The sequence below is a fragment of the Tessaracoccus sp. MC1627 genome (assembly GCF_014164725.1).
Classification (GTDB): domain Bacteria; phylum Actinomycetota; class Actinomycetes; order Propionibacteriales; family Propionibacteriaceae; genus Arachnia.
In genome coordinates, this window is record NZ_JACJGA010000001.1 from 103,486 (window position 1) to 116,799 (window position 13,314).

Consider the following 13,314-nt stretch of genomic DNA (forward strand, 5'->3'; position numbering starts at 1 on the left):
CCTTTGTCTGGACTGCTCTTTCATCGACTGGCGGCGCGCCGGTCGACGGGAACTTGGGTGATGGTCAGCTGCTGGTCCTGTCGCTCGAGATCCAGAACTCGTGGATTCCGGGGCCGCGTTCGAACGGCTGGAGGCCCTCGAGATCGAACTCGGCCACGGTCCCATCTGGGATGACCGCGCGAACGTGTGTCCCGGCGGCCTCGACGCTCCAGTCCACCGAGATCGGGCCGAACGGGCTGAGGTGTGTGGCGCCCGCGTCACGGAGCGGACGACGTGGCCGCGGCGCGATCCGGATGCGCCTGTAGCCGGGCTCCGCCGGCTGGATTCCTGCCACCGTCCGGTGCAGCCAGTCCGCGACCGCACCGAAGGCGTAGTGGTTGAAGGAGGTCATCTCACCCGGGTTGATCGACCCGTCCGGAAGCATGCTGTCCCAGCGCTCCCAGATCGTCGTCGCCCCCATTCCGACGGCGTAGAGCCACGACGGGCACTCCTCGTTGAGAAGAACGCGATACGCGTCATCGACGGCCCCCACCTGGGTGAGCGCATGGAGAAGCAGAGGGGTCCCGACGAAACCGGTCCCGATCCGGTGCGATCCCTCACGCACCAGCTCGACCAAATGGCGGCCCGCCGCGGCGCGCTCGTCATCGTTCGAGAGCAGTTCCAAGCAGATCGCCACGGCGTAGGCCGTCTGCGAGTGGCTCGTCATGCGGCCGGCAGGAGTGACGAATCGAGCGCGGAACGCCGCCGAGACCTCCGACGCCAGCGCGGCGTAGTGCTTATGCGCGGCCTCGTCGCCGATGATCTCGGCGGCGCGGGCGGTCAGGCGAGCCGAGTGCGCGAAGTAGGCGGTGGCCACCAGGGCCTGCTGCGTCGCCCCGGCGGCGGGGTCATGCGGTGGAGCGGTGGGATCCAGCCAGTCGCCGAACTGAAACCCGGTGTCGCGGATGCGGCTCGGTCCCGCCAGCTCGGCGACGCCGTCCACCCACTTCCGCATCATCGCGAAGTTGTCGCGCAGATGCCTGACGTCTCCGGTGGCCTCGTACATGGCCGCGGGCACCATGGTGGTGGCGTCGCCCCAGACGGCCGCATGGACCCGGCCGAACTGCGGGCTGATCTGGGGCGCCTCGTCGGGGTACGGGACCTCCGGGACGAAGGTCGGCACACTGCCGTCCTCGCGCTGTTCCAGGGACACGTCCCGAAGCCAACTGCGAAGGAAATCTGCGGTGTCGAACAGGAACGACGCGGTCGGCGCGAAGACGGCGATGTCGCCTGTCCAGCCGAGGCGCTCGTCGCGCTGGGGGCAGTCCGTCGGGATGGACACGAAGTTGCCTTCGGTGCTTGCCACCACGTTGTGATGCAGCTGCTGAACGGCTGCGTGGGAGGTGCGGAACCAACCGGCCCTGGGCATGTCGGAGTAGACGACGACCGCCTCGATGCTGTCCGCGCTCGGCTCGCCGCCCGGCCATCCGTCCACCTGGACGAACCGGAATCCGTGGCACGTGAAGGACGGTTCCCACGCCTCCTCACCGACGCCGGCGAGGATGTAGCGGTCCGTGGCCTGGGCCGTCCTGAGGGGGCGCACACCCAGCTCGTCGTGTTCGAGGACCTCTGCGTGACGGAGGGTGACCTCGTCGCCCGATTCACCACGGACGCAGATCCTCACCCATCCGACGAGATTGCGCCCAAAATCGACGATGACCTTGCCCGACGGCGTCCTGAAGATGCTGGCTGGCCGAACCGTCCCGATCCGCCTCACCGGTGGACCGATGCGCGGCTCCAGAAGATCCATGTCGAAGTCCAGGACCTCGACCGGTTTGCTGCCGTCGGTGCGCAGGGCGTGCGCGATGCGCGCGTCGTAGGTTTCGCCGTCGTACAGCTCGGCCGCCGTCGTTGCGCCGCGATGCCAACTCCAGGTGGTGTCCGTGGACACCACCGGTGCCCATTCTCCAGCCCGTAGGGCGTCGAGCTGCGCCATGAGTCCGCGGTCGGTCCCATAGATCTCCCGCTGCTGGAAGAACCCGAGCCGCCCGCTGTACCAGCCGGGGGCCACCTCGGCCTCGATCTGGTTCACGCCCACCACCAGGAGTGGGCCGACCTCATGCGACCGGTACACCAGCCGGTGGTGGTAGCTCTGCCATCCAGGCTCGAGGACCTCGTCTCCGACGGTAACCCCGTTGATCCTGACGGTACCGATGCCGAGGAAGGTCGACCGCAGGACCGCGGAGTCGGGCAGGCTGTCAAGGACGAACGTCCGGCTGTATACGGGCACCGCCACGTCGCCGCTGCCAGAGCCGATGAATCGGGCAGTCAGGTCCGGGAGCGTCAGCCAGCCGTCTGCAAGGGCCGACGGCTGGGTCCGTGGGGTGCCTGGCGTACTGGTCAAGGCGATTGTGGGCATGCTGAGTATCTCCGTTGAGGCTGATGCGCCACGCGGCCGTGGCTGGGATAGGGGTGGGTTGCGTCGGGTTCAGGACGCGCGGCTGGTCTCGGCCGCATCCATGGACAGCTGGAGCAGTCGATTGCGCTCAGCGCGGCGCTCGCGCTGCTTCTTCGGATCGGCAACTGGCGCAGCCATCTGCAGTCGGCGCGTGTATTCGTGGGTCGGGGCCGTCGCGACCTGGTGCGCGTCGCCGAGTTCCACGATCTCGCCCTGGTAGAGAACCGCGATCCGATCGCTGATGGAATGCACAACTCCCAGGTCGTGGCTGATGAACAGGTAGGCCACGCCGGTGTTCTGCTGTAGCTCCCGGAACAGCTCGAGGACGGTCGCCTGCGTCGTCACGTCGAGGGCACTGGTGGGCTCGTCACAGATGATGACGGCGGGTGAGAGCGCGAGCGCTCGGGCGATCGCGATGCGCTGGCGCTGGCCGCCGGAGAACTCCCGCGGGTAGCGGCTTCCTGCGTCGGCGGGGAGCCCGACGGCGTCGAGCAACTCCCGCACCCGGTGCTTTCCGCCTTCGACGCCGGCGGCCTGGAGAGGCTCCACCAGGATGCTCTCGACCGTCATGGACGGGTTGAGAGAGGTGTACGGGTCCTGGAAGACGACCTGAATGTCGGATGCCAGCCGTCTCCGCTCGGCGCGCGAGACGTTGCTGATCGTCTCACCTCTGAAGGAGACTGAGCCCGCGCTGACCGGGGCCAGTCCAAGGATGGCCCGGCCGATGGTGGTCTTTCCGGAGCCCGATTCGCCCACGAGGCTGAGAGTCTCACCCGCGTGGAGGTCGAAGGAGAGGCCATGGATGACCTCGGTCATGGCCCCGCGCTTGCCGCGGAAACGGACGACCAGGTCACGGACTTGCAGTAGCGGTTCGTTCACTTCTGGATCTCCATCAGTTCGACACGTCGCGATGAGGCGAGCAGTGTCCGGGTGTACTCCTCGCGGGGGGACTCGAAGATGGCCTCGACATCGGCATGCTCGACGACCCTTCCCTCCTTCATGACGCTGACGGTGTGGCACAGATCCGCCACGACGCCCAGGTTGTGGGTGACGAGGATCATCGCCAGCCCTCGCTCCTCGCTCAGTCCCCGCAGGATCTCGAGGACTTCCGCCTGGATGGTGACGTCCAGTGCTGTGGTGGGTTCGTCGGCAACGATGATGTCGGGGTCAGAGGCGATCGCTCCGCAGATCAGCACGCGCTGCGCCATTCCGCCGGAGATCTCATGGGGGTACAGCCCCATGACGCGCTCGGCGTCGCGGATACCCACCCGCTTCAGCAGCGCGATGAGCTTCTCCTCCGCGTCTGCCTTGGTCATCGGCACCGCCGAGCGAAGCCCCTTGGTGAGCTGGCGGCCGATGGTGAACGACGGGTCGAGGTTCGACATCGGTTCCTGGGGCACGTACCCGATCCGCGTGCCGCGAGCTTCCCCTTGGCGCTTTGGATCCGCGAGAAGGTCCACCCCGTCGAGCAGGACGCTGCCGCCAAGGATGATTGCTTCGCGGGGGAGGATGCCGAGCGTCGAGAAGGCCATCTGGGATTTGCCCGAACCCGACTCGCCGACCAGCCCGTGGATCTCGCCTCGCCGGATGTCCAGGTTCGCCCCGTGCACCACCTCGGTGACGGTGCCATCCGGTGCCGGGTATCCGATCCGAAGAGCCCGGATGGCCAGGATCACATCCTCCGCGCTGCCGAGTTCACGCTGTTCGATAGAGGTGTCGTCGTGCTCCATCCGGAGGGTCTCGACGGAGGCGGCCACAGCGGCCTCCCGCTTGCGGCGGGGCAGGACCTTGCTGCGCGCGGAGGACTGCAGCGCGTCGCTCAACGCGTTGCCGAAGAGGATGAGGAGCAGAACCGTGAAAGCGATGACGAGGCTGGGCCAGAGGATGCTGATGGGGTTGTTGTAGATGGATTGGAAGGACTGCTGAAGCATGATGCCCCACGACGAGCTGGTCGGGTCTCCCAGCCCGAGGAAGGACACACCTGCCTCGATTCCGATGCCGGCCGCCATGGTGAAGGCGCTCTGGATGATGACGGGCGCACGGACGGCCCACAGGACATGCCGGCCGACGATGCGCACGTCCGACAGGCCGACGACCCGTGCTGCGTCGACATACAGTTCGTTGCGCACGCTGACGACGATGGAGCGGACGAGCCGGTAGTAGCTGGGGGCCAGCAGGATGCCGAACACACCCATGGCGACAGGAATGTTGGAGCCGGTCAGGGCGTACAGCGCGATGATCAACACGATGCCCGGGAGCGACATGATGACGTCGGTGACGAAGTTGGCTACGGTCTCGAACCTGCCACGGTAGAAGCCGCTGATCAGACCGGCGGTGACGCCCACCGTGATCGAGACGACGGTCACGATGGCGACCGCCATCACCGTGGAACGCGAGCCCCAGATGAGTCGGTCGAGGATGTCGCGGCCGGCGGCGTCGCCGCCGAGGAAGTGCCCCTCGGTGAAGGGGGGGACGTTGGCTGCGCCGAGGTCGGTCACGTTCGGGCCCCCCGAGGCCAGGAACGGAGCGAAGGCTGCCGTAATGAGCACGACGGCGAACCACGCCATGGCCAGGACGGCGAAGGGGTTGCGGAGCAACTTCCCCCAGACGCCGGGGCGCTTCGTCTGCACCGCGGCCCGCGTATCGATCGCCGTCGTCATCGCACTCTCGCCTTCGGGTTGAGCGCCTGAATCAGGAGGTCCGACGCGGTGTTGATGGTGAGGACGATCAGGACGCTGATGAGCATGGTGCCCATCACCAGCGGGACGTCGCTGATCTTGGACGCCTCAGTGGCAAGCTGCCCCAGACCTGGGAGAGCGAACACCTGCTCGATGAAAACTGCGCCGCCGAGGAGGCTCAGCGTGGTGAGACTGACCACTGTCAGCCCTGGTGCTGCTGCGTTGCGCAATGCGTGCTGGAAGATGATGGGGCCCTCCTTCATCCCTCGCGCCCTGAGCGTGCGGATGTAGTCGTTGCCCAACGTGTCCAGCATCGCGGTCCGGAACTGCTGGGCACCGCCCGCGACGGCCCCGATCAGGAGGGCCAGCATGGGCAAGGCGATCGAGGCGGCCCAGCCGACCGGGTCCTCGCTGAACGGCACGAAGCCGGTGGCTGGGAAGATCCGCCAGCGGATCGCGAAGGTGAAGACCAGTGCGATCGCGATGAGGAAATTGGGGATCGCCGTGCCGGCGATCGAGAAGAACTGGACGAAGCGGTCGATCGCCCCGCCCTTGACCGCCGCCCCCACGCCCAGAAGGACGCTGAGGACGGCAGTCAGGGCGAGTGCCGGCACGATGACGGACAGGGTGACCGGTACACGCCCCGAGAGGGCGTCCGCGACCGGTTGACCGCTGTAGAACGAGCGACCGAGGTCACCCGTCACAGCTGAGGTCAGCCAGTCCCCGTATTGGACGAGCAGCGGACGGTCGAGGCCGAGCTGTTCCACTTTCGCCTGGACACTCTCCGGAGTTGCCCCGATGCCGAGCACCGACGAGGCGATTCCCGTCGCGTTCCCGAACATCATGGCGAAACCCAGGAAGGTCGTGACCAGTAGCACCCCGAGAGATCTCACGAGGTTCTTCAGCAGGTTGAGTAGCATCACTCGGCCTCTTTCGTCAGCGCCGGTTACTGGAAGTCGCGCAGCTTGGGCGCGAGAGCTTCGATGTCAGAGTCGGTCGGGATCGAGACCTTCTCCGGGTCGAAGGCGAAGTGGGTGCCCTTGTACACGAGCGGGACCTGCCACGCCTCGTCGATGATGTACTGGTTGATCTCCTGCTCCAGGGCCTTGGCCTCGTCCGGTTCGGCCGTGGCGAGCTGCAGGTACCGGGAGTCGACGTACTCGTCGGGCTGGTGAGACACGTTCCACCATCCGTCGGGGTAGCTCTCGATGTAGATCTGGAAGGTCGAGTCGCCCAGGTTGCCGAGTTCGAACAGGATGACGGGGAACTTGCCCGAGAGCAGGTCCTCGATCGCGTTGGCGCCGGAGAGCACCACCTCTTCGGCCTCGATGTTGATCTCAGCCAGCTGCTGGATCACGTAGGGCATGATGTGGGCGAGGTTGCTGTCCAGGGACGGCAGCTGGATCTTGAACCCATCGGCATAGCCGGCCTCAGCCATGAGCTGCTTGGCCTTCTCGATGTCGTACGGGTACGGATCCTCGAGACCTTCGATGAATGCGGTCGAGCCCTTGCGGAACACCTGAGCAGTCGGCTCGGCATTGCCGAGGTAGAGGGAGTCGGCGATGGCCTGCTTGTCGAACACCATGTTCATCGCCTGACGAACCCGGACGTCGCCGATGGCGGGGTACACCTCACCCTGATGATCGGTGAGGAGGATGCGCACGGTCTGACCCTGGAAGCTCTTGACCTCCAGGCCCGATCCCTCGACTTCGGCCTTCGCCTGGTCGGTCACGAGACCGCCGGCGACCTGCCCGGTCTTGAGGGCCGAGACCATGGCGGCCTCGTTGTCGAGGACCTTGACCTCAAGGGTCTCGTACGGATAGTGATCGGTATTCCAGTGGTCAGCCCTCTTGACGAAGGAGTACACCGAGCCGGTTGTCGTCTTGGCCGCGTCAAGGGTGTACGGGCCCGACCCGAGGGGTGCATCGAGGGAGTTGCCAGAGGCCAGATAGTCGGCGCTCTGGACGTGGATGTCGCACAGGAGGGTGTTGACCAGCGCCTGGGGCTTGTCCCACTTCAGGGTGATGGTGAGGGGGTCGATGATCTCGTAGGTGAGCCCGGCGTAGTCTGCCGAGCGCGCGCTCTCGGGTTCGGCCATGTATTCGTAGGTCGCCTGGATGTCCTCGGCGTCCAGGGTGGAGCCGTCGGAGAAGGTGAGGCCCTCCCGGAGCTTGGCCGTCATGCCCATGTTGTCGGGCAGCATCTCCCAGGACTCCGCGATGTCCGGCTCGAGTTCTGCGGTGGAGTCACACTTGACGAGGGAGTCCCAGACTGCGGACGCGGGCCAGTTCTGGAAGCCGGGCTGGACACGGGGATCCCATCCCTCGATGTCCTGGCTCATGGCCAGCGTGAGCGCCCCCTTGGCCTCCGCCGGGGCGGAGCCCTCGGACGAGGCGGCTTCCGAACCACTCGGCTCGGTGTTGGGCGTGCCTGAGCAGGCCGCCAGCGCGAGCGTCGCGACCAATGCGCCGGCCGCGAGGCCCGCCGCGCGACGGCGATACGGGTTTCTCATTACTACTCCTTTGTATGAGGGTCTCCCGGCCTGGGTGGCCAGGAAGCGAACGAAACCGTCATCTTCGCCAGCGAAGGAGGTTGGGGAACGTTCTCCATTTACGGTAACTGCGCCGTCCGGGGTCGTCAATCATCGGCCGGTGACGATGGTCACGCCCAAGTAACCAAGACGGCTTCATATTTGATCCACAAGGCGTAATATGCACCTAGAGGTTTTGCGCAAAAGGAGCTGGGATGGCACGAGATCAAGACGGCCGCCCGTCGCTCGCAAGCGTGGCCCGAGCCGCCGGGGTGTCGATCTCAACGGCATCCCGAGCTCTGACCGGGCGCGGTGATCTCAAGCCCGAGACCCGCCAGAGGGTGCTCTCGGTCGCGTACACCTTGGACTATCACCGCCCCTCCACGCGCGGAGGCCGTCCGGCTGTCCGCGACCCCCGGGTCATTGAACTCGTGCTCGGCAGCTTCGACGACGCTTGGACTGCAGCCGTGACGACCGGAGCGAGAGAGGCCGCCTTCGGGCTCGGCTACGACCTGGGACTGACCCTGGAGCGGGATGATCCGGCTGACGATTGGCCCGTCAGGGTGGCGTCCCGCCGGCCGTCCGGCATCATCGTGGGCATCATCGTGCCGACTCGGTCCCAGCGCGAGGCGATCCGAGGACTGGGGATCCCCATGGTCCTCCTGGACCCCAGGGCCGAGACCGAGGACGCGCTGGCCAGCGTCGGCACCTCTGACTGGCTGGGCGGGTTCGCCGCCGGGACCCACCTGGCTGAATGCGGTGCCGAACGCTTCGTCGTCGTGGCCGGTGTTCCTCGCCTACGATTCGGTCGGGCAAGGGAGGAAGGCTTCCGGGCTGCCATCCAGCAGCGTGACCCCAATGCCCCGATCCGAAGGATCAACGGACAGTGGTCCGACTCGCCGGTGACGAGTGAGATGCTGCATATCCTTGGGGAGGGTTCGGGTCGCGTGGGGGTCTTCGCGTGCAACGACGAGATGGCCTTGGCCGTCTACACCGGCGCTGGGCAACTGGGGCTCCGCATCCCCGAGGACGTCCTCGTGGTCGGCTTCAACGACGAGCCCAGGGCCGCTTCCGCCTCTCCTCCGCTCACCTCAGTCCGACAACCTCTGGAACAGATCGCGGGTCGAGCAGTCGAGCTCGTCCATGAACTGCGCGGCCACTCGGAGGACAAGGTCGCCAGGGTCGAACTCCCCACGACACTCATCGTTCGAGCTTCGACAGGAGCGTGATTGGTCGGCCGGCGTGATCCGTTCTAGGCCACCGGTCACGTCAGTCCCGGGATCTGCGCCTCCGTTGGTTCGCAGCCTTCTGCCGAGACCCTCACGAGCACCGGACCTGTTCCGCTGCGGCGGACGACAGCAAGGGCTCCGCCCTCGAATGTCCGATGACGATCAGAGCGGTAGCTGTCCTGGGGGGCCCTGGCCTCAACAGTGACGTCGCCCGCCGCGGTACCGTGCGCTTCCCCTTGTCGGTGGCCAACAGCCCTCGGACGGACACGCTCAAGGGAGACTGCCTGAAGCCCTACCGTCGCTCGCCTCGGAGCAGTGCGTCGATCTCGTTGAGATCCACCAGCACACGGAAACCGTTCTTGTATCGGGTGAGCTTGCCTTCGGCGATTCGGCGCTCGAGTGATCGGCGCGAGCTCCTGCAGTACTCGACAGCCTCTGGCAACGTCGCGTAGCGCGGATGAGTTGTCGTGTTGGTCTGTAGACGAGACATTGCTTCACTCACCCCTGCTCCGCGAGACGGGCGTCGCCTGAGAGCTGCTCCCCCACGCCCACTGCCCCAGCGTCCTGGGCACGCGGCCTGAGGCGCCGGCGGACTTCGGGGACGTGCCGACCGCCCAGAGCGGCGGCGTCACTGACCTGGACAAGTACGATCCCAGTGCGTTCGCGGACGGCCAGCGCGACCCGAGGATCTGAGCCTGCGACAACCCGCCGCCTTTCGGAGACCGCAGCCGTGGCCCTGAGCACCTGCACGATGATTCTCGACTCTCTCGCGGCCAAAGCTTCGTGGCCCCGGTGTCGCTGATCCCGCACCAAGAGACGGACTAGCTGACGAACGCTGTCTGACATGGTCGCTCCTTCAAGGACGCCATCAACAGGAGGGGTGCTCCTGACCTATCCCTATGAACCCGGCCACGGATGCACCGCAGCGGGATCGATCTTCCGAGACGGGCCTGACTTGGTCGACGACCGTGACGCCTGGCCGCGCCACAAGCGACGAGGGGACGGAGGGTGCGGCACCGGCAGTGGGTCCTTGAGGATGCTGAGGCTGGCAGGGCGATCGCCTGCACGAGCATCAGTCAAGATGACCGTCGAAACGACCGCGGTGGCCAAGTCGCGAGCCTGTCCTTCGTGACCACCTCAGTCGCTGACCATCACCTGCAGCCTTGGACACCACCGCTCAGCTGGATGAGCTAGGAGCTCTTCAGCGAGAACCCGCGTGATTGTGATGTACCCCCGTCGCCAATGTCGAACACACCTCCTGCACTCTCGGATGGTCTGAGCTTTATTCGATCAGATGTCACAGCAGGGGGCGTTGCTAGCGACGACGTTCCCCCGGGAGCCTCGAAGGCTCACCATCGTTTCAGGCTCCGGCACTTGAACCCACCCGTTGATGTTATATTAGATGTCACAACGTGATATTTAATGTAACGGGCTGGTGGGTCGGATGGGCGAGTTTCCGGGTTCGGCGACGCTGATGCTGGCGCCGGGGATCGTCCATCTGAATGAGCCGACTGCTGTGTTCGAGGCGATGGTCACTGGCTGGTCGCGGCAGCAGAAGTCCCGCCAGCTCGGCCAGGGAACGGTCCGGGTTCGCGAGGCGCTGGTCCGCCGGTTCACCGAGTTCGCGGGCACGTATCCGTGGGAGTGGACACCCGGTGACGTGGAGGACTTCACGGTCTCGTTGACCTCAGGCACCGGCCGGTTGGCGCTGTCCACGATCCGCGGCTACCACCTGACGTTGAGGATGTTCTGCGACTACCTGACCGACGGCCGCTACGAGTGGGCCAAACAGTGCAGGGACCGTTTCGGGATGCTGCCATCCCAGGTCTGCAACGAGTGGAACACCGTCGCGCACCTGAACGACTACGAGGGCAAACCCGAGCGCCGCCCCCTGACCTACGGGGAGCTGCAACGGCTCTTCGACTATCTCGACGACCGGGTCGACTCCATCGCCAGGTCGGGCCGCAAGGGCGCACTGATCGCGATGCGCGACGCGTTGATGATCAAGACCGCCTACGCGTTCGGGCTGCGCCGCAACGAGCTGGTCCGCCTCGACATCGCCGACCTTCGCCCCAACCCGCACATGCGCGACTGGGGCACCTACGGCTCGGTCCATGTCCGATTCGGCAAGGCCACCACCGGTAGCCTGCCGAGGCGCCGGACCGTGCTCGCGGTCCCTGAGTTCGACTGGATCGTTGCGGGTCTGCGGCAGTGGGTCGAGGAAGCTCGGCCGTTGTTCGACGCGCCAGGGAACCCGGCGTTATGGCTGACCGAACGACTGACCCGGGTCTCGGGGCGCCACGTCGACTCGTTCTTCGCCCAGGCCCGCACCGATCTCGGCCTCGACGAGCACCTCACGCTGCATTGCCTGAGGCACTCCTACGTGACACACCTGGTCGAGTTCGGCTACCCCGAACGGTTCGTCACCGATCAGGTCGGGCATCTGTGGGGTTCGACGACGGCGATCTACACCTCGGTGTCCAACGACTTCAAGAACAAGACGCTGCAGGCCGCCCTGGCCCGCGTCTACCAACCTGCCGATGACGGGAGCACACGATGAGAACGATCGCAATGCAGTGGAACCTGCGTCAGGTGATGGCCGACCGCGGCATGTTCCAGACCAGCGAGCTGCTGCCACTCCTCGAAGAACGTGGCATCCACCTGACCCGTGAGCACGTCTACCGTCTGGTGACCAAGACACCACAACGCTTGAACACCGAGGTCCTCGTCGCGTTGTGTGATGCTCTGGGCTGCACCCCCAACGACCTGATCGAGCCCATCGTCGAGCAGCATCAGCAGCTCGCGCGGACAGGCACCGAAGCCGGACCCAAGATCGGTTCCCTGCGTCCGGTCCGGGCAACGATCCGCCGCCCCGAGGGCGTCGACGGATGAGACCACTGTCACCCATCGGCCCCAGCGCTTGAGCGGCCGCCCACGCCCACGAACGCCGTGTGGTTGGTGCGGTCTGTTGAGCGCCACCGTCGCGCTCCCCCACGTTGGTATCTGCTTCAACTGCCGCCGCTACCGCCAATACCACCCCAGCATCTGCCCTGACTGCCTGAGCCTCAAACCGCTGGGCTACCTCGACGCCGCCGGCGAGACCGTCTGCGCTGCCTGCGTAGGCCAGGACTCGGTGTTCGCCTGCACCCAATGCGGACGAGAAGACCACCCCTACTCGTTCGCACGATGCGCACGCTGCGTCCTCCACGACCGCCTCACCGTGTTGCTGACCGACCCCACCACCGGCGCCGTCCACGAACAACTCAAGCCCGTCTTCGAGGTCCTCATCAACGGACCACGACCACAGACCGCGATCTACTGGCTGATGCGCCGCCAACGGATCGGACCCGGCCTGCTCGGCCAGATGGCCCGCGGCGAGATCCCGATCAGCCACCACACCTTCAACCAGCTACCCATGGACCGCACCCGCAACTACCTACGAGACCTGCTGGTCGCCGTCGACGTCCTGGAACCCTACGAGCCCCTCATCGAGCGAATGATCCCCTGGCTCGCCACCCTGGGAGACCCGCTGGATGCCCACCACAAGCCCATCCTCGACCAGTTCGCCCACTGGCGAGTGCTGCGGCACCTCCGCCGCCAAGCCGACGTCGGCCGACTCACCAAAGGCACATTCCAATCAGCACGCTCCCGTCTCCGGCGAGTCGTCACCCTGCTGACATGGCTCGAATCACACGGCCGAAGCATCGAGACCGCCACCCAGGCCGACCTCGAGGACCACCTCGCCACCCAGCCCAAGTCCGTCGCCGCCGAGCTCAGCCAGTTCCTCATCTGGACCCACGACGCCGGTCTGAACAGGTCCCTCACCCTGGCCCACCGGGCCACGACCGAGCCGCAAGTCACCATGAGTGACAACGACCGATGGACCCACGTGAACACTCTCCTGCACGACGCGACGATCCCGCTACCCACCCGTATCGCCGGCCTGCTGATGCTGCTGTTCGCCCAACACATCAGCACGATCTGCGCCATGAGGACCGAGCACGTCGACACCACCTCCGAGGACCGAGTGCTTGTCACCTTCAAGTCCACGCCGATCGAGATGCCCGACCCACTCGCCCAGATGCTCCGCGACCACCTGAAGCGACGAGGGCCAGCCTCCTACGTCAGCCGCGACAACGGATGGCTGTTCCCCGGAGGCAACCCCGGGAGACCACTGGCCACCGAGAGCATCCGCCACAGGCTCGTCGCCCGAGGCATCCCACCCCACTCCGCCCGGCACGCGGCACTGTTCGCGCTATCCGGTCAGGTTCCCCACATGATCCTCGCTCAGACCCTCGGGATCTCTCACACCGCCGCCGCCCGCTGGGCCGCGCTCGCCGCCCGCGACTGGGGACAATACGTCAGCCAACGGACCCAACAAATCCCGCACTGAATATCGCAGGTCCGCCGACAGCGCTGTGGCGGGGGCGGCTGCGGGTT

9 protein-coding genes are annotated in these 13,314 nt (G+C 66.1%); 4 read left to right on the forward strand and 5 right to left on the reverse strand.

The genetic code is table 11. From position 1 onward, the window contains the following. Positions 1 to 64: 64 nt before the first annotated feature. The 5 genes from H5399_RS00495 to H5399_RS00515 form a co-directional block, all read right to left on the reverse strand. Positions 65 to 2,398, reverse strand: coding sequence for an alpha-L-rhamnosidase (locus H5399_RS00495; RefSeq protein ID WP_182781080.1), 2,334 nt, complete (start codon positions 2,396 to 2,398; stop codon positions 65 to 67). 69 nt (positions 2,399 to 2,467) lie between these two features. Then, on the reverse strand, positions 2,468 to 3,316 hold the full coding sequence (locus H5399_RS00500; RefSeq protein WP_182781081.1) for an ATP-binding cassette domain-containing protein: 849 nt from the start codon (positions 3,314 to 3,316) through the stop codon (positions 2,468 to 2,470). After that, positions 3,313 to 5,097, reverse strand: a complete 1,785-nt coding sequence (locus tag H5399_RS00505; protein ID WP_182781082.1) for a dipeptide/oligopeptide/nickel ABC transporter permease/ATP-binding protein — start codon at positions 5,095 to 5,097, stop codon at positions 3,313 to 3,315. The genes H5399_RS00500 and H5399_RS00505 overlap by 4 nt, the downstream gene beginning before the upstream one ends. Continuing rightward, entirely contained in the window at positions 5,094 to 6,035 is a 942-nt protein-coding gene (locus H5399_RS00510) for an ABC transporter permease (protein WP_182781083.1), read from the reverse strand. The genes H5399_RS00505 and H5399_RS00510 overlap by 4 nt, the downstream gene beginning before the upstream one ends. 26 nt (positions 6,036 to 6,061) lie before the next feature. Then, the gene (locus tag H5399_RS00515) at positions 6,062 to 7,627 is read right to left on the reverse strand and encodes an ABC transporter substrate-binding protein (RefSeq protein ID WP_182781084.1); all 1,566 of its coding nucleotides are present in this window, start codon (positions 7,625 to 7,627) and stop codon (positions 6,062 to 6,064) included. A gap of 233 nt (positions 7,628 to 7,860) precedes the next feature. On the opposite strand from H5399_RS00515, the gene H5399_RS00520 reads away from it, so the two are divergent. From H5399_RS00520 to H5399_RS00535, 4 genes are all read left to right on the forward strand, one after another. Beyond that, the gene (locus H5399_RS00520) at positions 7,861 to 8,874 is read left to right on the forward strand and encodes a LacI family DNA-binding transcriptional regulator (protein WP_182781085.1); all 1,014 of its coding nucleotides are present in this window, start codon (positions 7,861 to 7,863) and stop codon (positions 8,872 to 8,874) included. A gap of 1,444 nt (positions 8,875 to 10,318) precedes the next feature. Then, complete coding sequence (locus H5399_RS00525; RefSeq protein WP_182781086.1) at positions 10,319 to 11,434, forward strand: tyrosine-type recombinase/integrase; 1,116 nt, start codon at positions 10,319 to 10,321, stop codon at positions 11,432 to 11,434. After that, positions 11,431 to 11,766 carry a helix-turn-helix transcriptional regulator gene (locus H5399_RS00530; protein WP_182781087.1) on the forward strand — a complete coding sequence of 112 codons (336 nt, stop codon included), beginning with the start codon at positions 11,431 to 11,433 and terminating at the stop codon, positions 11,764 to 11,766. The genes H5399_RS00525 and H5399_RS00530 overlap by 4 nt, the downstream gene beginning before the upstream one ends. 76 nt (positions 11,767 to 11,842) lie before the next feature. After that, positions 11,843 to 13,267 carry a hypothetical protein gene (locus H5399_RS00535; protein WP_182781088.1) on the forward strand — a complete coding sequence of 475 codons (1,425 nt, stop codon included), beginning with the start codon at positions 11,843 to 11,845 and terminating at the stop codon, positions 13,265 to 13,267. Positions 13,268 to 13,314: the final 47 nt, after the last annotated feature.

Excerpts from the sequence above, each read along its gene's own strand:
- H5399_RS00505 (WP_182781082.1), bottom strand. The coding sequence starts at position 5,097 with ATGACGACGGCGATCGATACGCGGGCCGCGGTGCAGACGAAGCGCCCC.
- H5399_RS00495 (WP_182781080.1), bottom strand. The coding sequence starts at position 2,398 with ATGCCCACAATCGCCTTGACCAGTACGCCAGGCACCCCACGGACCCAG.
- H5399_RS00520 (WP_182781085.1), top strand. The coding sequence starts at position 7,861 with ATGGCACGAGATCAAGACGGCCGCCCGTCGCTCGCAAGCGTGGCCCGA.
- H5399_RS00530 (WP_182781087.1), top strand. The coding sequence starts at position 11,431 with ATGAGAACGATCGCAATGCAGTGGAACCTGCGTCAGGTGATGGCCGAC.
- H5399_RS00525 (WP_182781086.1), top strand. The coding sequence starts at position 10,319 with ATGGGCGAGTTTCCGGGTTCGGCGACGCTGATGCTGGCGCCGGGGATC.
- H5399_RS00515 (WP_182781084.1), bottom strand. The coding sequence starts at position 7,627 with ATGAGAAACCCGTATCGCCGTCGCGCGGCGGGCCTCGCGGCCGGCGCA.
- H5399_RS00510 (WP_182781083.1), bottom strand. The coding sequence starts at position 6,035 with ATGCTACTCAACCTGCTGAAGAACCTCGTGAGATCTCTCGGGGTGCTA.